At 67.9% G+C, this 20,010-nt stretch carries 19 protein-coding genes; 12 read left to right on the top strand and 7 right to left on the bottom strand.

The features are described from left to right. Positions 1-12: 12 nt before the first annotated feature. On the top strand, positions 13-477 hold the full coding sequence (locus AC1DMS_RS16285) for a DUF411 domain-containing protein (RefSeq protein ID WP_478181393.1): 465 nt from the start codon (positions 13-15) through the stop codon (positions 475-477). A gap of 18 nt (positions 478-495) precedes the next feature. On the opposite strand, the gene AC1DMS_RS16290 is transcribed toward AC1DMS_RS16285, so the two are convergent. Next, entirely contained in the window at positions 496-1,794 is a 1,299-nt protein-coding gene (locus AC1DMS_RS16290) for an NAD(P)/FAD-dependent oxidoreductase (protein ID WP_478181394.1), read from the bottom strand. Between the two features lie 40 nt (positions 1,795-1,834). Between AC1DMS_RS16290 and AC1DMS_RS16295 the strand changes: the two genes are divergently transcribed. Genes AC1DMS_RS16295 through AC1DMS_RS16310 form a run of 4 tightly spaced genes read left to right on the top strand, consistent with a single transcriptional unit; the run spans position 1,835 to position 5,191 of the window. After that, on the top strand, positions 1,835-2,887 hold the full coding sequence (locus tag AC1DMS_RS16295; RefSeq protein ID WP_478181395.1) for a P1 family peptidase: 1,053 nt from the start codon (positions 1,835-1,837) through the stop codon (positions 2,885-2,887). A gap of 7 nt (positions 2,888-2,894) precedes the next feature. Beyond that, the gene (locus AC1DMS_RS16300; protein WP_478181396.1) at positions 2,895-4,289 is read left to right on the top strand and encodes a TAXI family TRAP transporter solute-binding subunit; all 1,395 of its coding nucleotides are present in this window, start codon (positions 2,895-2,897) and stop codon (positions 4,287-4,289) included. 34 nt (positions 4,290-4,323) lie between these two features. Further along, on the top strand, positions 4,324-4,821 hold the full coding sequence (locus AC1DMS_RS16305; protein WP_478181397.1) for a MerR family transcriptional regulator: 498 nt from the start codon (positions 4,324-4,326) through the stop codon (positions 4,819-4,821). Further along, complete coding sequence (locus tag AC1DMS_RS16310) at positions 4,733-5,191, top strand: carboxymuconolactone decarboxylase family protein (protein WP_478181398.1); 459 nt, start codon at positions 4,733-4,735, stop codon at positions 5,189-5,191. Before AC1DMS_RS16305 ends, AC1DMS_RS16310 begins: the two co-directional genes overlap by 89 nt. Positions 5,192-5,194: 3 nt before the next feature. Here AC1DMS_RS16310 and ettA read toward each other — a convergent pair whose 3' ends face one another. Beyond that, entirely contained in the window at positions 5,195-6,856 is a 1,662-nt protein-coding gene (gene ettA / locus AC1DMS_RS16315) for an energy-dependent translational throttle protein EttA (RefSeq protein ID WP_015866459.1), read from the bottom strand. 299 nt (positions 6,857-7,155) lie between these two features. Here ettA and AC1DMS_RS16320 point away from each other — a divergent pair, with 299 nt between their 5' ends. Together AC1DMS_RS16320 and AC1DMS_RS16325 are read left to right on the top strand one after the other, a co-directional pair. Next, positions 7,156-8,958 carry a DEAD/DEAH box helicase gene (locus AC1DMS_RS16320; RefSeq protein WP_418145749.1) on the top strand — a complete coding sequence of 601 codons (1,803 nt, stop codon included), beginning with the start codon at positions 7,156-7,158 and terminating at the stop codon, positions 8,956-8,958. A gap of 128 nt (positions 8,959-9,086) precedes the next feature. Then, on the top strand, positions 9,087-10,127 hold the full coding sequence (locus AC1DMS_RS16325) for an endonuclease/exonuclease/phosphatase family protein (protein ID WP_062366225.1): 1,041 nt from the start codon (positions 9,087-9,089) through the stop codon (positions 10,125-10,127). 9 nt (positions 10,128-10,136) lie between these two features. On the opposite strand, the gene AC1DMS_RS16330 is transcribed toward AC1DMS_RS16325, so the two are convergent. The 5 genes from AC1DMS_RS16330 to AC1DMS_RS16350 all read right to left on the bottom strand — a co-directional run bounded on the left by AC1DMS_RS16330 (position 10,137) and on the right by AC1DMS_RS16350 (position 15,304). Next, positions 10,137-11,204, bottom strand: a complete 1,068-nt coding sequence (locus tag AC1DMS_RS16330; RefSeq protein WP_015866462.1) for an ABC transporter ATP-binding protein — start codon at positions 11,202-11,204, stop codon at positions 10,137-10,139. Positions 11,205-11,223: 19 nt separating this feature from the next. After that, a complete protein-coding gene (locus tag AC1DMS_RS16335) occupies positions 11,224-12,075 on the bottom strand; it encodes a carbohydrate ABC transporter permease (protein WP_015866463.1) in 852 nt (283 codons plus the stop codon). A gap of 82 nt (positions 12,076-12,157) precedes the next feature. Continuing rightward, a complete protein-coding gene (locus tag AC1DMS_RS16340; RefSeq protein WP_018905526.1) occupies positions 12,158-13,033 on the bottom strand; it encodes a carbohydrate ABC transporter permease in 876 nt (291 codons plus the stop codon). A gap of 37 nt (positions 13,034-13,070) precedes the next feature. Further along, the gene (locus AC1DMS_RS16345) at positions 13,071-14,456 is read right to left on the bottom strand and encodes an ABC transporter substrate-binding protein (RefSeq protein WP_307596258.1); all 1,386 of its coding nucleotides are present in this window, start codon (positions 14,454-14,456) and stop codon (positions 13,071-13,073) included. A 101-nt stretch (positions 14,457-14,557) separates the two neighbouring features. Next, on the bottom strand, positions 14,558-15,304 hold the full coding sequence (locus AC1DMS_RS16350; protein WP_478181399.1) for a FadR/GntR family transcriptional regulator: 747 nt from the start codon (positions 15,302-15,304) through the stop codon (positions 14,558-14,560). 151 nt (positions 15,305-15,455) lie between these two features. Here AC1DMS_RS16350 and AC1DMS_RS16355 point away from each other — a divergent pair, with 151 nt between their 5' ends. The 5 genes from AC1DMS_RS16355 (at position 15,456) to AC1DMS_RS16375 (ending at position 19,995) form a co-directional block, all read left to right on the top strand. After that, on the top strand, positions 15,456-17,192 hold the full coding sequence (locus AC1DMS_RS16355) for an IlvD/Edd family dehydratase (protein ID WP_015866467.1): 1,737 nt from the start codon (positions 15,456-15,458) through the stop codon (positions 17,190-17,192). A gap of 1 nt (position 17,193) precedes the next feature. Further along, on the top strand, positions 17,194-18,102 hold the full coding sequence (locus AC1DMS_RS16360; protein WP_062366221.1) for a 2-dehydro-3-deoxygalactonokinase: 909 nt from the start codon (positions 17,194-17,196) through the stop codon (positions 18,100-18,102). Then, positions 18,099-18,740 carry a 2-dehydro-3-deoxy-6-phosphogalactonate aldolase gene (locus AC1DMS_RS16365; protein WP_436311354.1) on the top strand — a complete coding sequence of 214 codons (642 nt, stop codon included), beginning with the start codon at positions 18,099-18,101 and terminating at the stop codon, positions 18,738-18,740. Before AC1DMS_RS16360 ends, AC1DMS_RS16365 begins: the two co-directional genes overlap by 4 nt. 37 nt (positions 18,741-18,777) lie before the next feature. Then, entirely contained in the window at positions 18,778-19,515 is a 738-nt protein-coding gene (locus tag AC1DMS_RS16370; protein ID WP_018905521.1) for an aldolase, read from the top strand. Between the two features lie 159 nt (positions 19,516-19,674). Beyond that, entirely contained in the window at positions 19,675-19,995 is a 321-nt protein-coding gene (locus AC1DMS_RS16375; protein ID WP_478181400.1) for a hypothetical protein, read from the top strand. Positions 19,996-20,010: the final 15 nt, after the last annotated feature.

Genomic DNA, 20,010 nt, shown 5'->3' on the forward strand with positions numbered 1-20,010 from the left:
GAGAAACAAGCCATGCAAAGACGCATCCTTCTGCGCGCCACCCCGCTGCTCGCGCTCGCATCCACGGCGGCATGGCCGCTGGCCGCATCGGCCGCCGCGCCGATGGTCGAGATCTGGAAAGACCCGAACTGCGGGTGCTGCCAGGACTGGGTGAAGCACCTCAATTCGAACGGCTTCGCCACCCGCGTGCACGACGACGGCAACAGCGCCGCGCGCACCCGGCTCGGCGTTCCCGCCAGGCTGGGCTCCTGCCACACCGGCCTGGTCGGCGGCTATGCGCTCGAAGGCCACGTGCCCGCGCGCGAGGTGCACCGGCTGCTGCGCGAAAAGCCCAAGGCCATCGGCCTCGCCGTGCCCGGCATGCCGGTGGGATCGCCAGGCATGGACGGCGCCGCCTATGGCGATCGGCGCGATCCCTACGACGTGCTGCTGGTGCTGGCCGACGGCGGCAGCCGCGTCTACCAGGGCTACCGCTGAGGAAGAACGCGCCGCGCGTCAGCCGAAGCGGGCGGGATCGAAAGGCGCCAGCGCCGTCTCGGGCGCGGTGCCCGCGAGCAATTGCGCCGCGAGCCTGCCGGTGCGCGCCGAACCGCACAGGCCCACGTGCCCATGCCCGAAGGCCAGCACGATGTCCGCGCTGGCCGCGGACGTGCCGATGCACGGCAGCCCGTCGGGCAGGCTGGGCCGGTGGCCGAGCCAGTGCTTCACGGCCACCGCCTGCGGCGCCTGGGCGGCCAGCGCCGGAAACATCGACAGCAGGTGCCGGTGCAGGATCTCGGCGCGCCGCCAGTCGGGCGCGGCATCGAGCCCGCCGATCTCGACCTGGCCGGCCGCGCGCAGGCCGCCGTCCATCCAGTGTGCGATGAGCTTGCCGTCGGCCACCATCGTCGGCGTGCGCGGCCCCACCGAAGCGCCTTCGACGACCACGTGGTAGCCGCGCTCGGATTCGAGCGGCACCGGCGATCCGGCCGCCGCGGCCAGCGGGCCCGAGCGCGCACCGGCGCAGATGGCGGCGGCGTCGCAGGCGATCTCGCCGGCATCGGTGCGCACCGCGCGCAGCCGCCCGCCCTCGATCCGAAAGCCGGTGGCGCGCGCCGCCACGCGCTGCGCGCCGGCCTCCTGCGCGTGCCGGGCGAGCGCCGCCACATAGGCACCGGGATTGCGGCAGTGCCCGGCTTCGGGCACGAAGATGCCGAGCGTGTAGCGCGCGTCCAGGTCGGGCTCGCGCCGGCGCAGTTCGGCCGCCGGCCATTCCTCCCAGTGCACGCCGGTGCGCCCGCGCACGCGCCAGCCGAGCGCATCGCCCTCGAATTCCTCGCGCGACCGGTAGGCATGCAGCAGGCCGCGCCGCTCGATGAGCTGAGGCACCCCCGCCTCGGCGGCGAGCCGGGCATGCAGCGCCGGCGCATCGGCCAGCAGCGTGCGCAGTGCGTCGGCCGTGCGCTGCACGCGCGCCTCGGTCCAGCCCGAGGCCAGGTAGCGCAGCAGCCAGGGCAAGGCCCGCGGCAGATGGCGCCAGCGCAGCGCGAGCGGCCCCAGCGGATCGGCCAGCCAGCCCGGCACCTTGCGCCAGGCGCCGGGCAGCGCGGGCGGCACCACGGAATGCGACGAGAGCCAACCCGCATTGCCGTAGCTCGTGGCCTGCGGGCCACCTGGTTCGCCGGGCTCCACCACCGTCACGCGCAGGCCGGCGCGCAGGGCCTCGATGGCGGTCGCGCTGCCCACGGCGCCTGCGCCGATCACGGCCACATGGCGTCCCGCGCCCTCGCCGGAGAAACTTCTTGCAACTGTCATGGGGGCCTATCGTAGAGGGGCGGTCCCATAATCGGCCGCCATGCCTGTTCCGTCATCCGCTTCGTCCTCTTCCGCTGCTTCGTCTGCCGGCGCCATCACCGATGTGGCCGGCATCGAAGTCGGCCATTTCTCCGATACGCGCCGGCCCACCGGCTGCACCGTGATCCTCGCGCGCGAGGGCGCGGTGGCCGGCGTCGACGTGCGCGGCGCCGCACCGGGCACGCGCGAGACCGACCTGCTCTCGCCCGGCAACCTGGTGCAGCAGGTGCACGGCGTGATGCTCGCGGGCGGCAGCGCCTGGGGCCTGGCCGCGGCCGAAGGCGCGATGCGCTGGCTCGAGGAGCGCAACGTCGGCATGGACGTGCGCTTCGGCACCCTGCCCATCGTGCCGGCCGCCGTGCTGTTCGACCTGCCCATGGGCGACGCGCGCATCCGCCCCGACGCCGCCGCCGGCTATGCGGCCTGCGAGGCGGCCACCCGCGATGCGCCGGAAGAAGGCAACGTGGGCGCCGGCAGCGGTGCGCTCGTGGGCAAGCTCTTCGGCGTGCACCGCGCGATGAAGGGCGGCATCGGCACCGCCTCGGTCACCGTGGGCGGCGTGACGGTGGGCGCGCTGATCGCGGTCAACGCGCTGGGCGACGTGATCGACCCCGACACCGCGCAGCCCGTGGCCGGCGCGCGCACCGAGGACGGCCGCGCGCTGCTCGACACCCGCCGCGCCCTGCTGCGCGGCGAGCTGCCCAAGCCCCTGCTCGCCGGCACCAACACCACGCTCGGCGTGATCGCGACCGATGCGGTGCTGACGAAGATGCAGGCCAACCGCCTCGCCAACGTGGCGCACGACGGCCTGGCGCGCGCCATCAACCCGGTGCACACCATGAGCGACGGCGACACGCTGTTCGCGCTGGCCACCGGCCGCATTCCGCTCGAAGGCCCCGGGGCCGAATCCCGCCCCGGCATGACCGTGCTCGGCACCATGGCGGCCGAAGCGGTGGCGCGCGCCACCCTGCGCGCGGTGCTGGCGGCGCGCTCCGTGACCGTTGGCGAGCTGCACGTGCCGTGCGCGGCCGATCTCGCCGCAACGAAAGGTTGAGTACCCCATGGCCATGCCCAAGACACTGAAGTTGATCCTGCTGTCGATCCGCGACCTGATCGCCTCGGCCGGTCCCGTCGTGTTCCTCGTGATCGGCCTCCTGATTGCCGCCTACTGGTGGCTGCAGCCGCAGCCGCCCAAGCATGTGACGCTGGCGACCGGCCCCACCGGCAGCGCCTATTCGCAGTTCGGCAAGCGCTATGCCGAGCTGCTCAAGAGCAGCGGCATCGAGGTGGAGCTGAAGGCCACCACGGGCTCTTCCGAAAACCTCGAACTGCTGCGCAGCGGCGGCGCCGACGTGGGCTTCGTGCGCGGCGGCGGCGCCGATCCGGTGGCCGACGAGGAAGCCGGCCTCACCTCCCTCGGCAGCCTGTTCTTCGAGCCGATCTGGCTCTTCTACCGCGCGGACAGCGCGCAGAAGATCGACCGCAAGACGGCCACGCTGACTTCGCTCGCCCAGCTGCGCGGCCTGCGCGTGAACGTCGACTTGGCGGGCAGCGGCCTGCCCGAGATCATGGAAAGGCTCTTCAAGGCCAACCACCTCGAGCCCGATGCGCTGCTGCTTTCCAACCTCGAACAGGCGGCCGCGGCCGAAGCGCTGCAGGCCGGCCTGCTCGATGCCATCGTGCTGTCCTCGGCGCCGCAGTCGCCACAGGTGCAGCGGCTGCTGCGCGCGCCCGACATCAAGCTCATGGACTTCGGCCAGGCCGATGCGTACACGCGGCGTTTTCCGTTTCTCTCGGCGGTGACGCTGCCGCGCGGCGTGGTCGACCTGTCGAAGGACCTGCCGCCCACGGATGTCTCGCTGCTCGCGGCCACCACCTCGCTGCTCTCGCGCGACAAGACCCACTCCGCGCTGCGCCAGCTCTTCGCAGAGGCCGCACAAAGCGTGCACAGCGACGCCGGCTGGTTCAACCGCGCGCGCGACTTTCCCAACACGCGCACCAGCGAACTGCCCGTGAGCCCCGAGGGCGACCGCGCCATCAACGGCACGCCGCCGTTCTGGCAGCGCTACCTGCCGTTCTGGGCCAGCAACCTGATCGAGCGCATGTGGCTGGTGCTCGGCGGCCTGCTGGTGCTGATGCTGCCGCTGAGCCGCGTGGTGCCGCCGCTCTACCAGTTCCGCGTGCGCCGCCGCGTGTTCCGCTGGTATGCGCGGCTGCGCGACATCGAGGCCAAGGTCGATGCGCGCCAGGGCGGGCGCGACGAACTGCTCGACGAACTCGAGGAGCTCGACCGCGTGGTCAACAAGGTGGCCGTTCCGCTGTCGTATGCCGACGAGCTCTATGCGCTGCGCAACAACATCCACACGGTGCAAAGGCGCGTGCAGATGCGCTGGCCGCAGCCCGGCGATTTCGCGCCCCGCACACCGCCGACCGAAGAAGCCGCAAAAAGCGCTTGACTTGGAGCGCGCTCCAACTTCGAGAATTCCCGCCATGGAAGTCCACCTGACCATTGCGGAAGTCGCGCGGCGCACCGGCCTCACGGCCGACACGCTGCGCTACTACGAGCGCATCGGACTGATCGCCGTGGTGCCCCGTGCACCGGGCGGCCAGCGCCGCTACGCGAGCGCCGACCTGGACTGGCTGGCCTTCCTGTTGCGCCTGCGCGAGACCGGCATGCCCATCCAGGGCATGCAGGCCTTCGCCAGGCTTCGAAGCCAGGGGGACGCCAGTGTCGGGGAGCGGCGCCAGATGCTCGAACAGCATCTTGCCGAAGTCCAGGCCAAGGTGGCGGCGCTGCAGCAATCCATGCAGGCGCTGTCGCTGAAGATCGCGCACTACCGTGCCATCGACAGGAAGCGTCCCTCGTCAACGGGCACAGCCCCCGAAGGAAAGACGAGCGATGACCAACGCACAAGCAAGCCACAACGGCAACGACAACAACCTGCGCTACGAGCGCGGACTCGCCAGACTCCAGCAGATCGACGGTGAAGGCGGCGTCAAGGTCGTCGAGAGCCTGGCCGGCATCGCTCCCGACTTCGCACGCCTCCTGATCGAGTTTCCGTTCGGCGACATCTACTCGCGCCCCGGCCTCGACCTGCGTTCGCGCGAGATCGCGGTGGTGGCCGCGCTCACCGCCATGGGCAATGCCGCGCCGCAGCTCAAGGTGCACATCCACGGCGCGCTCAACGTCGGCGTCACGCGCACCGAGGTCGTCGAGACCATCATGCAGATGGCGGTGTACGCGGGCTTTCCGGCCGCGCTCAACGGCCTGGCGGCGGCGCGCGAGGTGTTTGCGGCGGACGATGAAAAAAGCGCGCAGCCCCTTGCGGAACCGCGCGCTCTTGTCGAAGCACCCTGAGGCCTACTTGAGTGCCTTGTAGCGCATGCGCTTGGGCTTGGCACCTTCTTCGCCCAGGCGCTTCTTCTTGTCGGCTTCGTACTCCTGGTAGTTGCCGTCGAAGAAGGTCCACTGGCTGTCGCCTTCGGCCGCGAGGATGTGGGTGGCGATGCGGTCGAGAAACCAGCGGTCGTGGCTGATGACCATCACGGTGCCGGCAAACTCGAGCAGCGCGTCTTCGAGCGCGCGCAGCGTTTCCACGTCCAGGTCGTTCGACGGTTCGTCCAGCAGCAGCACGTTGCCGCCCGCGATCAGCGTCTTGGCCAGGTGCAGCCGGCCGCGCTCGCCGCCCGACAGCGTGCCGACCTTCTTCTGCTGGTCGGCGCCGTTGAAGTTGAAGCGGCCCGCATAGGCGCGGCTCGCCATCTGGAACTTGCCGACGTTGATGATGTCCAGCCCGTTCGAGATGTCTTCCCACACGGTCTTGTTGTTGGCGAGTTCGTCGCGGTGCTGGTCGACAAAGGCCATCTTCACGGTCTGGCCGATGACGACCTCGCCCGAATCCGGCTTTTCCTTGCCCGCGAGCAGCTTGAAGAGCGTCGACTTGCCGGCGCCGTTCGGGCCGATGATGCCGACGATCGCGCCCGGCGGCACGGTGAAGCTCAGGTTGTCGATCAGCATGCGGTCGCCGAAGGACTTGCTGACGTTGTGGAACTCGAACACCTGCTGGCCCAGCCGCTCCGCCACAGGAATGAAGATTTCCTGCGTCTCGTTGCGCTTCTGGTATTCCATGTCGCTCAGCTCTTCGAAGCGGGCCAGGCGCGACTTGCTCTTGGCCTGGCGTGCCTTCGGGTTCTGGCGCGACCACTCCAGTTCCTTCTTCAGCGCCTTGGCGTGGGCTTCTTCGCTCTTCTGCTCCTGCGCCAGGCGTTCGCCCTTCTGCTCGAGCCAGGTGCTGTAGTTGCCCTTCCAGGGAATGCCGCGGCCGCGGTCCATTTCCAGGATCCACTCGGCCGCGTTGTCCAGGAAGTAGCGGTCGTGGGTGATGGCCACCACGGTGCCCGTGAAGCGCTGCAGGAACACTTCGAGCCATTCCACCGATTCGGCGTCCAGGTGGTTGGTGGGTTCGTCGAGCAGCAGCATGTCGGGCTTGGACAGCAGCAGGCGGCACAGCGCCACGCGCCGCTTCTCGCCGCCTGACAGCAGGCCGATCTTCGCGTCCCATGGCGGCAGGCGCAGGGCATCGGCGGCGATTTCCAGCTGGTGCTCGGAATCGGTGCCGGCGGTGGCGATGATGGCTTCGAGCTGGGCCTGCTCGGCCGCCAGCGCGTCGAAGTCGGCGTCTTCGGCGCCATAGGCGATGTACACCTCTTCGAGGCGCGCCTTGGCCGCAAACACCGCGCCCATGGACTCTTCGACCGATTCGCGCACCGTGTGCTCGGGATCGAGCTTGGGTTCCTGCTCCAGGTAGCCGATCGTCATGCCCGGCATGGGCAGCGCCTCGCCCTCGAACTCCTTGTCCACACCCGCCATGATCTTGAGCAGCGTGGACTTGCCCGAGCCGTTCAGGCCGAGCACGCCGATCTTGGCGCCGGGGAAGAAAGAGAGCGAAATGTCTTTCAAGAGCTGCCGCTTGGGCGGCACGGTCTTGCTGACGCGGTTCATCGAATAGACGTATTGAGCCATCTGTGGATAGTTACCTTGGGTAGCGGAAATTGGGGAAAAAGTGCGGGCGCCCGAAGAAGCTTTCGGACGCGGCAAACCATGGATTATCGACTCATGCGACAATACACACCGTTGCCGGGTCCAGTTGCCCGCAACACCGGCTCTCTGCCGGGGACGAAGAAAGCGCCTTTCAACCCTCTTGCGAGGGCGGACTTTCCGGCTCCCACCCCTGACCTTCATCAGCCTTGACTGGCTCGGCGTCACACAAGACGCCAAGCGGGCCGATGCCACTGCGCCGTGTATGGCGCTTATTGTTTCCAATGAATTTTGACGAACTGAAGCTGGCTCCCGCCATCTTGAAGGCTGTGCACGAGCACGGTTACGACACCCCCACCCCCATCCAGGCGCAAGCCATTCCCGCGGTCCTCGAAGGCCACGACCTGCTGGGCGGCGCCCAGACCGGCACCGGCAAGACCGCTGCCTTCACGCTGCCCATGCTGCACAAGCTCAGCACGGGCGCGAGCGCCACCAACAAGTTCGGCGGCATCGGCATCCGTGCGCTGGTGCTCACGCCCACGCGCGAACTCGCGGCCCAGGTCGAAGAGTCGGTGCGCACCTACGGCAAGTACCTGGAGCTCGACTCCACCGTGATCTTCGGCGGCGTGGGCATGAACCCGCAGATCAGCAAGCTCAAGAAGGGCGTCGACATCCTCGTGGCCACCCCCGGCCGCCTGCTCGACCTGCAGCAGCAGGGCATGCTCGACCTGAGCCAGGTCCAGATGCTGATCCTCGACGAAGCCGACCGCATGCTCGACATGGGCTTCATCCATGACGTGAAGAAGATCCTGGCGCTGGTGCCCAAGGAAAAGCAGAGCCTGCTGTTCTCGGCCACCTTCAGCGACGAGATCCGCGACCTGGCCGCCACGCTGCTCAAGAACCCGCAGAGCATCCAGGTGACGCCGCGCAACACCACCGTGCAGCGCATCACGCAGGTGATCCACCCGGTGGGCCGCGGCAAGAAGAAGGCGCTGCTCGCGCACATCATCAACGAGAACAAGTGGAGCCAGGTGCTCGTGTTCACGCGCACCAAGTTCGGCGCCAACAGCGTGGCCGAATTCCTCACCAAGAACGGCATCGAGGCGATGGCGCTGCACGGCAACAAGAGCCAGAGCGCCCGCACCCAGGCGCTGGCCGGCTTCAAGAGCGGCGACATCCGCGCGCTGGTGGCCACCGACATCGCGGCCCGCGGCATCGACATTGACGAGCTGCCGCACGTCGTGAACTACGAGATCCCGAACGTCAGCGAAGACTACGTGCACCGCATCGGCCGCACCGGCCGCGCCGGTTCGAGCGGCGAGGCCGTGAGCTTCGTCTGCATGGACGAAGAAGGCTTCATGCAGGAAATCGAACGCTTCACCAAGCAGACGATCCCGGTGCAGTTCGTCGAAGGCTTCGGCCCCGAGGAAGGCGAACGCGCCGAGCCGATCGCCATGGGTCGCCAGACGATCTGGGGCGGCGCCGGCCGTCCGCCGAGCCGCGACGTGATGCAGGCGGCCGCCAAGGCTGCCCGCACCGAGATGCTGCAGCGCATCCGCGAGAACAAGGCCGGCCAAGGCGGCGGCGAGCGCGCCGGCGGTGGCGGCGGCAACGGCGGCGGCCAACGCCGCGGTGGCGGCCAGGGCGGCGGCGGCCAGGGCCGCAATGCCAATGGCGGCGGCCAGGGACAGGGCCAGGGCCCGCGCGGCCAAGGCGCCCGCCCGGCACAAGGCCGCGGACCGCAAGGCCCGGCACGCGCACCGCACCATGCGCCGCAGAACCATCTGCCGCATGACGAGCGCCAACCGCGCCATCACGGCAACAGCCACAGCCCGACCCAGGCCAACCAGGTCGCGCACCTGCGCGCCGAAGCGGTCGCCGGCGGCGACGGCCAGCCGGATCCGCTGCGCACCAGCGTCGACCACATGGGTGGCGGCCGCGGTCGCGGACGTCCGGGCGGCGGTGGCGGCGGCTACGGCGGCAACCGTTCGGGCGGCGGTGGCCGTTCGGGTGGTGGCGGCGGCTACGGCGGCGGTGGCGGTGGCAACCGCTCAGGCGGCGGCGGCGGACGCTCGTTCGGGCGCTGACCGGCGCAGCGGGTAGATGGAACATCTGCCCGGCAACAAAGACAAAGGGCACTTCGGTGCCCTTTGTCTTTTGCGTTGCCGGTATGGCCTCTCCCGCGCGCCGGCCGCAGCGGACACAATCGCGTGCCATGCAAGACATCCCGCCCAACTACGCCACGCTCTTCGTCGCCACCTGCAACCTGCTGAATCTCGCGAACCCGCACCGGGTGTACTACGAGAACCAGGACGCCTACGACGAGCGCGAATACGAACGCAAGATCGCCTGGACCGGCGAGCGCTTCCACGCGCTCAATGCCGATGTGCTCGCGGTGCAGGAGGTCTGGGACGAGAGCGCGCTGAAGGCGGCCATTGCGCGCAGCGGCCTGCGCTACGACTTCGTCTCGGTCCCGGGCGCGGAGAACACGCCGCCGCCCGCGAGCCCGCCGGGCACGCCTGCACGGCCGGGCGCACAGGGCACGCCTCGGGTCGGCATTGCCACGCGGCTGCAGGTGGACGAGGTCCGCTCCTTCGTCGACTTTCCGCCCGGCTTCGGGGTCGAGGTGCCGGGCCTGGGCCCGCACACGCGCTTCGAGCGCCCGCCCCTTCTGGCCACGCTGCGCATGAAGCACGGGCAGCAGGTGCACGTGCTCACGGTGCACCTCAAGTCCAAGCGGCCGAAGTTCCTGCAGGACGCGCAGGGCCATGCCCTGGAAGACCGGGAGGACCGCAAGGTCGGCGTGATGGCTTCGCTGCGCTCGCTGGTCATGCGCGGCGTCGAGGCGGCGGCTCTGCGCTGCATCGTGATCGACCTGCTGCAGGGCACCAACACGCCGCTGGTGGTGATGGGCGACTTCAACGACGACCCGCACAGCGTCACCACGCAGCTGGTGGCCGCCACCTCCGAGGTGGCCTACGACAAGGCCGCGCGCGACGTGGCGCTGTTCAACGCCTACGAGATGCAGGGCGAATCGGCACTCAAGAAGGACGTGGCCTATTCGCACATCCACCAGGGCTTTCCGGCCGTGCTCGACCAGATCTTCGTGAGCGAGGAGTTCGTTGCGACGAGCCGGCGCAGCCTGGGCGACGTGCGCCGGGTCGACTACTTCAACGACCACCTGCACGAAGGCCGGGACCGCTCGCGCTCGGACCACGGCTTCGTGCGCGCGCTGCTGCGGCTGCGCACCGACTGAGCCGGAAGCTCAGGGCATGCGCCGGCCGCTCTGGCGGTCGAACAGGTGCACGCGGTTGGCATCGATCGCCAGGCCCACGGTCTGGTCGGGCTGCGCGTCGACGCGGCCATGCACCGCGAGCACCAGCTTCGCTTCGCCGACCTGCACCAGCAGTTCGGTCTCGGCGCCCGTGGGCTCGACCACGATCACCTGCGCATCGACGCCGCTGCCGCCGCCCAGCGTGATGTCGCCGGGGCGGATGCCGTAGTGCACCGGCTGGCCATCGGGCGCCGAGGTGCCCGGCGGCACGGGCCAGCGCGCGCCATGTGCCTCGACATGGCATTCGCCGCCCGAGCGCCGCACCGTGCCCTCGATCACGTTCATCGACGGCGAGCCGATGAACTGCGCGACGAACAGGTTGTCGGGACGGTCGTACAGGTCGAGCGGCGTGCCGATCTGCTCGACGATGCCGTCGTGCATCACCACGATGCGGTCGGCCATGGTCATGGCCTCGATCTGGTCGTGCGTCACGTAGACGGTGGTGGTCTTCAGGCGCTGGTGCAGCGCCTTGATCTCGGCGCGCATGGCCACGCGCAGCTTGGCGTCGAGGTTGGAGAGCGGCTCGTCGAACAGGAACACCTTGGGGTCGCGCACGATGGCGCGCCCCATGGCCACGCGCTGGCGCTGGCCGCCCGACAGCTCGCGCGGATAGCGCCCGAGCAGTGCATCGAGGTTGAGGATCTTCGCGGCGCGCGCCACGCGCTCGTCGGTCACCGACTTCTCGGCATTGCGCAGCCGCAGGCTGAAGCCCATGTTCTCGCCGACCGTCATGTGCGGATAGAGCGCGTAGCTCTGGAACACCATGGCGATGTCGCGGTCCTTGGACTCGAGGTCGTTGACCACGCGGCTGTCGATCATGATCTCGCCGCCGCTGATGTCCTCCAGGCCCGCGAGCATGCGCAGCAAGGTGGATTTGCCGCAGCCCGAAGGCCCGACCAGCACCACGAACTCGCCATCGGTGATGTCGAAGCTCAGGCCCTGGATGATCTGGACCTTGCCGAAGGATTTCTGGATATTGCGAAAGGATACGGATGCCATTTTTATTCCCAGGGTTCGCTCAGCTCTTGACGGCGCCTGCCGTGAGGCCGCCCACCATGTAGCGCTTGAAGGCGTAGTAGATCGCCGCGGGCGGCAATGCATAGATGAGGCCGGTGGCCATCAGCAGCTCCCACGGCGAATCGTCGGCCGAAAGAAAGTTGCCGAGCGCCACCGCCAAGGTCACGCTCCTGTCGTTCGACAGCAGCAGGAAGGCGTAGAGGTATTCGTTCCATGCCAGCAGCAGCGAATAGGTGCCCACCGCCACCAGCGACGGCACCATCAGCGGCAGGTACACCAGGCGGAACAGCTGCAGCGGCGAGGCGCCGTCCATGCGCGCGGCCTCGTCGAGCTCGTAGGGCAGCTTGTCGGAGGCCTGCTTGAGCACCCAGATGCAGTACGGCGAAGCGATGGTCACCATGGCAAGGATCAGCGCCCACTGGCTGTTGAGCAGGCCGTAGTTGCCCATGGTCTTGTACATGGGCACGGCAAGAAAGGCCGCGGGAATGAAGTAGGTGAAGAGCGCCAGGTTCATCACGGTGCGCCCGCCGCGCACGCGCAGCCGGCTGATCGCGAACGCGGCCGTGGTTGCGACGAACAGCGTGAGCGCCCCGACCGACAGCGCGATCAGCAGCGAGTTCCCCAGCTGCAGCCAGAAGTGGTCGAGGTAGAAGTGCTTCTGCTGGAACACGATGCGGAAGTTGTCCAGCGTCGGGTTCTTGGGCCACAGGTGGCCCGAGGTCGCGGAGTCCTTGGAGGAGATCGCGAACAGCACCATGTGGTAGACCGGGATCAGCGTCCAGAGCAGCACCGGAATGCCGATCAGCAGCAGCTTGGCCTCGGTCGCTATGGCCTTGGGGGTCCAGCGTTTCATATCGTCCTCCGACGAGCCGCCTCTAGGAGGGCGAGCGCCCCCCCGGGGGGCAGCGAACACACGAAGTGGTGAGCGTGGGGGCTCATTTCGAGAGCCTTTTCATCATGAAGTAGACGAGTGGCAGGACGAGCGGCAGCGCCACCACGATCGATGCCATCGACAGGTCGACCTGGTCCAGCCGCAGATAGCGGATGCCCAAGGTTGCGAGCACGTGCGTCAGGTCGGCAGGTCCGCCGCCGGTCAGCAGGTAGACGCTGTTGAAGTCGCCCAGCGTCCAGATCATCGAAAGAATGAGGGACGTGACGTAGAGCGTCTTCAGCGCGGGCCAGCTCACGAAGCGGAACTTCTGCCACGTCGAGGCGCCGTCGACCGAAGCGGCTTCATACTGTTCGGCAGGAATGGCCAGCCGCCCTGCCACCAGGATCAGCGTCCAGAACGGCAGCGACTTCCATACGTGCACCACCATCGCCAGGGCCAGTGCCAGCGAAGGATCGTTGAGCCAGTTGGGACCATCCGCGCCGGTGAGGCGGAAGATGGTGCTGTTGATCACGCCCCACTCGGGGTTGAGCATGAAGCGGACCGACAGGATGGTGGGAATGGAGGGCATCGCCCATGGCAGGATGAAGACCGCCGAGACGATCTTGATCCACCAGCGCGATGTCACGAAGAAGCCCGAAAGCACCAGGGCCACGAGCATCTTGATGTTGATCGCCACGACCAGGAAGATGGCCGTGTTGATCACCGAGCGGAAGAAGATCGGGTCTTCGACCAGCTTGACGTAACTTTGCGGATGGCGCGCGAGCCACAGCCCGTACCCCACCGGATAGAGCACGAACACCACGAACACCAGCAGGTAGGGCACGACCATGACCGCGCCCCAGAACTGCCAGCGCGCGTGCCGCGCCCCGAGATTGACAACAGGCGCCAGGGATGGCGCGGCGGTGGCAGTGGAGCTCATGCGAGTCGGCCCGGTGAAGGTGTTTTGGGGATGCGGCTTACTGCGCCGCGACCGTCTTGATGCGCGCGATCAGCTCGTCGACCGCCTTGTCCACCGGCACCTTGTCGGTGACGACGCGGCTCATGGCCTTGGCCCAGACGTTCTCGTTGTTGAGCACGGTGAACTTGTAGTTCTTGGTGAACTCGAAGGTCACGGTGCCGGCGGCGTACTGGTTGAACACCGACAGGCGATGGCGGTCGGCCTTCCAGAACGGGCTCGCCTGCGCGGCCTTGGTCACCGGGAACCAGCGGCCGAGCGAACCCTCGACGTACGGCGTGAGGTTCTCTTCCTGCATGAGGAAGGCAACGAACTCCTTGGCGCGCGCCTTGTTCTTGGCGTCCTTGAACACCACGCCGGTCTTCACCGCTGAGCGGTAGACCATCTTGCTGCCGTCAGGCTTGTTCGGAAAGCCCGCCGTGTGGATGCGCTCGGTGTAGTTCTTGCGCGCTTCCTCGCGCTGCTCGGGCGTGAGCGAGGCGTTGTTCGAATCGTCGAGCCACTTGGCGGCAATGGAGATGGTCGCGTTGTGCGTCATCACGGTCGTCTTGTTGTGGAAGGCGACGTTGTTGTCCGGGTCCTTCCAGCTGGTCGACGAGGGCGGCGTGCAGCCCTTCATGTAGGGCGTGGTGTAGTCGGTCAAGGCGCTGATCAGGCCGGCGCGCACCTTGGGGTCGTCCACCAGCAGCTTGCCGCTGTCGTCCACCAGCTTGACGTTGTAGGCGTCCATGAAGGTCAGGAACGAATAGAAGGAGTCGCTCGAATCCACGCCCATCGGCATGCCGATGCCGAAGGTGCGCTTGCCGGTCTGCTTGCGGCTGCCGGACTGCACCTTCTCGCACCAGAACGACCAGTAGTCCTTCCAGGCGGTGGGGATGTCGGACTCCTTGAACCCGGCCTCGTTGAGCATGTCGTTCCAGTACTCGATATGCATCGTCTGCTGCTTGATCGGGAACGCGTAGTAGGCCTTCTTCTTGGTCTGGTCGTTGTAGAGGAAGGCCGTCTCGAGCGTGTTGGGCGCGAAGCGGTCCTTCATGGGCGCGAGCACGCTGCCGATGTCCTCGAGCTTGCCGTCGAAGGCCCACTTGCCCGTGACCTGGAAGTCGTACACGTCGGCATACGCCACGTCGGGCGGGCTGCCGGAGTCGAGCGCGGACACGGTCTTGGGAATCATGTCCTGGATCGGGTACTGCGACAGCTCGATCTTCACGTCCTTGTTCTTGTCCTCGAACTTCTTGATGGCCGCAAACAAGGCGTCGTCCTCGGCCTTGTAGAAGCCCTTCACCCACCAGACGGTGAGCTTTTCCTGCGCGGCGGCGGGACCTGCCGACGCCAACAACCCCAGCGCGAACAACGTCGGTGCTATCAGCGACTTGACGACTTTCATGGTGTCTCCTTCTTTTTTCGGTGGAAATGCTCGAACACGAGCGTGGGTGAAAAAATCTGTGGCAACCTGCGCCGGCTCGCGCCTGGACCCGGGCTGCCCGGCTAGTGGGCCTTGAGCCGCGGCGGCGGGCGGCCGAGCCGCGGCAGCCGGCGGCGCGACGAGCCGAGCACGTCTTCGATGTCCTGCCGCGCACCGTCGATGAGGCGGATGACCGCCAGCTCGGCCTTGGCCGGATCGTGCGCAATCACCGCGTCGAGCACCGCGCGATGCAGCGGCAGCGAAAGCGCGGGACCGTCGGGCTTGCTGGTCGATATCTCGAAACTGGTGCGAAGCAGTGCATTGAGCGCCTTGCTCATCTGCGCGAGCATGCGGTTGCGCGCTGCGCTCAGGAGGCCGGTATGAAAGCGCAGGTCGAAGGTGACGTAGTCGCCGCCGTTCTCCACGGCTTCCTTCATGCCGGCGTAGGCACGCTCTATTTCCTCGATGTCCTGCGGGCTGGCGCGCTCGGCCGCGAGCCGCACGGCCGCCGGCTCGACCACGCGCCGCAGGTCCTGCAGGTCGCGCAGGAACTCGGGCGTGAGCCCGGCCCGCGACTGCCAGGTGATGACGTCAGGGTCGAACCAGTTCCACTTGTCCTGCGGCAGCACCCGCGTGCCCACCTTGGGGCCCGTCACGATCAGGCCCTTGGCCGCGAGCGACTTGATGGCTTCGCGCACCACGGTGCGGCTCACGCCGAGCTCCTCGCCCAGAATGGGTTCGGCCGGGATCGACGCACCGATCGCATAGCGGCCGGCCACGACAGCTTCGCCGAGCAGCTCGAGCGTGCGACCGTGGATGTTCTTGATCATGTGCGTGATGTGAAATTTGATATGCCGACACTCGAAAACACTAAGGGTCCGGCAAGCTCTTCGCACTTATCATATGATGATTGAAATGATCGATCGGCAGGACAAACCCTGAGGTTTGGGGCCGCAAGCGGTCGCAAACGGAGACAACCCGATGAGCACTTCCCCCAAGAAAAAACCCGAAGACCTGCGCAGCCAGCAATGGTTCGGCCGCCATGACCGCGATGGCTTCATCTACCGCAGCTGGGTCAAGGGCAAGGGCGTGCCGCACGACCAGTTCGACGGGCGCCCGGTCATCGGCATCTGCAACACCTTCAGCGAGCTCACGCCCTGCAACTCGCACTTCCGCACGCTCGCCGAGCAGGTGAAGATCGGCGTCTACGAAGCGGGCGGCTTTCCGCTCGAATTCCCGGTGATGTCGCTCGGCGAAACGCTCTTGCGCCCCACCGCCATGCTGTACCGCAACCTCGCGAGCATGGACGTGGAAGAAAGCATCCGCGGCAATCCGCTGGACGGCGTGGTGCTGCTCATGGGCTGCGACAAGACCACGCCCGCGCTCATGATGGGTGCGGCCAGCGTCGACCTGCCGACCATCGGCGTCTCCGGCGGCCCGATGCTTTCGGGCAAGTGGCGCGGCCAGGAACTGGGCTCGGGCACCGGCGTGTGGCAGATGAGCGAGCAGGTGCGCGCCGGCACGCTCAAGCTGCAGGACTTCTTCGAGGCCGAGAGCTGCATGCACCGCAGCCACGGCCACTGCATGACCATGGGCACCGCCAGCACCATGGCCAGCATGGTCGAGTCGCTGGGCATCGGCCTGCCCGGCAACGCCGCCTACCCGGCGGTGGATGGCCGGCGCAACGTGCTGGCCCGCATGGCGGGGCGGCGCATCGTCGACATGGTCCATGAAGACCTCCACATGTCGAAGATCCTCACGCGCCAGGCCATCGAGAACGCCATCAAGGTCAACGCCGCCATCGGCGGCTCCACCAACCTCGTCATCCACCTGCTGGCCATTGCGGGGCGCATCGGCGTCGATCTTTCGCTGGACGACTTCGACCGCCTGGCCTCGGACCTCCCCTGCCTGGTCGACCTGCAGCCTTCGGGCCGCTTCCTGATGGAAGACTTCTGCTATGCGGGCGGGCTGCCGGTGGTCATCAAGGAGATCGCGCAGTACCTGCACAAGGATGTGATCACGGCCAACGGCCAGACACTGTGGGACAACGTGAAGGACGCCGAGAACTACAACCCGCAGGTGATCCGCCCGCTGGCCGAGCCCTTCAAGGACAAGGCCGGCATCTGCGTGCTGCGCGGCAATCTCGCGCCCAACGGCGCCATCATCAAGCCCAGTGCCGCCACGCCCGAGCTGCTGGTGCACAAGGGCCGCGCGGTGGTGTTCGAAAGCGCCGACGACCTGCACAAGCGCATCGACGACGAGAACCTCGACATCGACGAGCACTGCGTGATGGTGCTGAAGAACTGCGGCCCGCGCGGCTATCCGGGCATGGCCGAGTCGGGCAACATGCCGCTGCCGCCCAAGGTGCTGCGCAAGGGCATCACCGACATGGTCCGCATCAGCGACGCGCGCATGAGCGGCACGGCCTACGGCACGGTGGTGCTGCACACGGCGCCCGAGGCAGCCGCGGGCGGACCGCTCGCGCTGGTGCAGGACGGCGACATCGTCGAGCTGGACGTGCCCAACCGCAAGCTGCACCTGCATGTGAGCGACGAGGAGCTCGCCAGGCGGCTCGAGAAGTGGGTCGCGCCCAAGGCGCCGCTCGATTCGGGCTACTGGAAGCTGTACGTCGACACGGTGCTGCAAGCCGACCAGGGCGCCGACCTGGCCTTCCTGCGTGGTCGCCGCGGGGCCTTCGTGCCGCGCGACAATCACTGACATGACAAGACTGGTCGCCATCGATTGGGGCACGAGTTCACTGCGCGGCGCACTGCTCGATGCCGACGGCAAGGTGCTCGAAGAGCGCAGCGATGCGCGCGGCATCCTCAAGGTGCCGCAAGGCGGGTTCCCCGCGGTCTTTGAAGCGCTGTTCGGCGACTGGATGGGCCTCGAAGGCGCGCGCTGCCTGATCTCCGGCATGGCCGGCAGCAAGCAGGGCTGGGTCGAGGCGCCGTACTGCGCCTGCCCCGCCGGCCGCGTCGAAGTGGGCCGCAGCATCATCGACATCGACGTGCGGCCGGGCTCGCGCATTGCCATCGTGCCGGGCCTTCGCGACGAGCATGACGGCGTTCCCGATGTCATGCGCGGCGAAGAGGTGCAGATCTTCGGTGCCATGTCGATCGCCGGCCTCGACGAAGGCGTCTTCGTGCTGCCGGGCACGCACAACAAGTGGGCCACGGCCAGGAAGGGCCGCGTCGCGGGCTTTCGCACCTACATGACCGGCGAGTTCTATGCGCTGCTGAGCCAGCATTCGATTCTTGCGCGCACGCTCGATGCCGATGCGCCGCTCGACGAAGCGGCCTTTCTCGACGGCGTGACGCGCTCCGAGAACGGCCACGGCCTGCTGCACAACGCCTTCGGCACGCGCACGCTGGCGCTGTTCGAGCGCATGGCCACGCCGGAACTCTCCAGCTATCTCTCGGGCCTGCTGATCGGCGAGGAACTGCGCACGCAATCGCTGCAGGCCGCCGGCGAGGTCGTGCTGATCGGCGCCTCCGCCCTCACCCAACGCTATGCCCTGGCGCTGCGCGCCACCGGCACCGCCACGCGCACGCTCGGCGCCGAAGCCACCTGGGCCGGGCTGCATGCGCTGTCCGGCTTTCTCGACGCAGACCGGAATCCGCCATGACCACACCGCAACAAAAATTCGAAACCGCGATGCGCGCGCTGCCGCTGGTCGCCATCCTGCGCGGGCTCACGCCGGCCGAGGCCGCCGACGTCGGCGATGCCATCGTCGAATCGGGCTTCCGGCTGCTCGAGGTGCCGCTCAATTCGCCCAAGCCCTACGCCAGCATCACGCTGATGCGCACGCGCTTTCCGCAGGCCCTGGTGGGCGCCGGCACGGTGCTCGACGTGCAGCAGGTGCGCTATGTGCATGCGGCCGGCGGCGAGCTGGTGGTGTCGCCCAACTTCAATGCCGAGGTGATCGCCGAGGCCGTGCGGCTCGGCATGGTCTGCCTGCCCGGCGTGCTGACGCCGACCGAAGCCTTCGGCGCGCTGGCCGCGGGCGCGACCGGGCTCAAGCTGTTTCCGGCCGAGCTCGCATCGCCCGCGGTGGTGAAGGCCCTGCTCGCGGTGCTGCCCCAGGGCACGCCGCTGATGCCCGTGGGCGGCATCACGCCCGCCAACATGGCCGAATGGCGTGCGGCCGGCGCGGCCGGCTTCGGCATCGGCTCCGCGCTCTACAAGCCGGGCAAGCAGGCTTCGGCCGTGCGCGCCGATGCGCAGAAATTCGTCGCGGCCTTCACCGGCGCGACCGCCATCTGAAGAAGATCTTCTTTCCAACGTCCACGAGGGAGCGTCGATGTCCGCCGATTCAGATTACGCCAGCCCCGCCGTGCGCAAGCTGCGCGAAGACCTTGCGCTCGCGCTGCGCGCGGCTGCCCACCACGGCTTGTCCGAAGGGGTCTGCAACCATTTCAGCGTACTGCTGCCGGGCGCGCAGGACCGCTACCTGATCAATCCGCGCGGCCTGCACTGGAGCGAGATCGGTGCCGACGACATCGTGCTGATCGACGTGCACGGCGAAGTGCTCGCGGGGCGCCACCGCGTGGAGCCCACGGCCCTCTTCATCCATGGCGCAGTGCATCGCATCACGGGCCACGCGGTCGTGCTGCATTGCCACATGCCCTACGCCACCGCGCTCACGCTCACGGCCGAGCGCGCGCTCGATCCCACGCTGAGCCAGAACGCGATGCGCTACATGAACCGCATCGCCATCGACGCGGTCTACAACGGCCTCGCGCTCGACGATGCCGAAGGCGAGCGCATCGCGCGCGCCATGGCGGGCAAGGACATTGCCTTTCTTGCGAACCACGGCGTGATCGTGGCGGGCGCCTGCATTGCGCATGCCTACGACGACCTCTACTACCTGGAACGCGCGAGCCTGCACCAGGTGATTGCGCAATCGACCGGGCGCCCGCTGGTTCCGGTGGACGCCAAGATGGCCGCGCATGTGGCGGCGCAGATCCAGGGCGAACGCGAGCAGTCGGACCTGTTCTTCGAGGCGCTGCGGCGGCTGCTGCCTGCGCCGCGCGGCTGAGGTCCATCCACCGGGCTGCGAAGCACCGGAGCTTCGCGCAGGATGGCACCGGCGGCCGCAAAGCGGCTTACAGCTCTTCATCCGATTTCGCTCCAGCCTTACAAAGCGTTCACATGGGGCCGCGAGGATAGGGCTTCCAACCACTCCATGGGAGTTGCCATGAAAAAGCTCACTTACGCCATCGGCGCCGCGGCCCTGCTCTCGCTGGCTGCACTCAGCGCACCGGCACAGGCCCAGACCGGCGGCCGCTTCATCCAGACCCAGGTGTACGTGGTGCCCGCACCGCCGCCCCCGCCGCGCCACTACTATGCGCCGCCGCCTCCGCGGCACTACTACGGTCCGGGCTACTACCACGGGCGCGACCGCTACGAGCACCGGCATCGCCACTGGGAAGAGCGCCGCTACGGCCGCCGGGATTACGACGGCGACGGCGTGCCCAACCGCTACGACCGCCGGCCCGAGAACCCGTACCGCTACTGATCGGCCGGGCGCATC

The sequence above is a fragment of the Variovorax sp. 05T418 genome (assembly GCF_056396385.1).